This is a genomic window from Ligilactobacillus pobuzihii E100301 = KCTC 13174 (genome assembly GCF_000349725.1).
GTDB classification, from domain to species: domain Bacteria; phylum Bacillota; class Bacilli; order Lactobacillales; family Lactobacillaceae; genus Ligilactobacillus; species Ligilactobacillus pobuzihii.
Genome location: NZ_APCP01000082.1, coordinates 1 through 1076 on the forward strand (window position 1 = coordinate 1; position 1076 = coordinate 1076).

1 protein-coding gene is annotated in these 1076 nt (G+C 40.7%); it reads left to right on the forward strand.

The genetic code is table 11. From position 1 onward, the window contains the following. Positions 1-133: 133 nt before the first annotated feature. Positions 134-1076 (forward strand): IS4 family transposase (locus tag LACPOB_RS11500; RefSeq protein WP_040532561.1); only part of this gene is annotated, 943 nt, incomplete at its 3' end.

Genomic DNA, 1076 nt, shown 5'->3' on the forward strand with positions numbered 1-1076 from the left:
CTAAAGGTTGAAAGTTAAATAATACAAAAAAGCCCCGAATTTTCGGGGTTTTTTCTGTATAAAATAGACATGAATTGCTCCATATCTGTATAATTAATGTATCCCACAAAAACATACAAAGGAGTTTCATGCCATGTCTACTATACAACATAATACTACCAATATTCATCATTCTTTTCGTCATTTTTCAAAATTGGTCCACCTGCCGACAATTTTACGTCGTGCCAACATCTCCAAATCACGAGGCGTTCGTCCCGAATTACTTTTTGAATGGTTGCTGACTACCATTTTTAACCGATATTCTATTTTTAGAGCCGAAAAATCAACTGCTTTCTCAAAGCGGACCGTCCGCAACTGTCTGAATAACGCTCATACTAACTGGCAACGACTGGTCCGACTTATTGGGGGCCAATTGATCGAGTATGTTCAATACTTTACCGACTCCCGTCGGCGCCAAGCACTAATTATTGACGATTCCTTATTTAAACGCGAGTTTTCTCAGAAAACAGAATTATTAGCTCGGGTCTTCGATCATGACAAGCAACGCTATTTTAAAGGCTTTCGGGCATTGACCTTAGGTTGGAGTGACGGCAATACCTTTTTGCCCTTACACTTTGCCTTGATGTCTTCACGAAAACCTAAAAACCAATTAGGCAGCTTTAAAATGACTGATCAGCGGTCTTTATCTGGTCGTCGTCGTTCACAAGCAGTGCGTAAAATGAATGATGTCGCACTTGAGCTAGTAGATGACGCCATTGCGTCGGGGATCAAAGCTAAATATATCCTCTTTGACAGTTGGTATGCTTCCCCACGGATGTTCGCTGAATTGCTAAAGCGTCAGCGTGACGGGATCGGTATGTTAAAAAAGACTAAAAAAATGTACTTTCGTTATCGTGGTCGTGAAATGGACGTTAAAAGTCTGTATGAAATTCTACGACGTAGTAAGTGGTCAACTAAGTCCCGCTATTTATACAGTTCAGTCGTCTCATTTCAAGTGGACAATCAGGAGATGCCCATGAGATTAGTTTTTGTCGCTAAACGCGGTAAAGCGGACCAATATTTAGTTTTAGCGACCA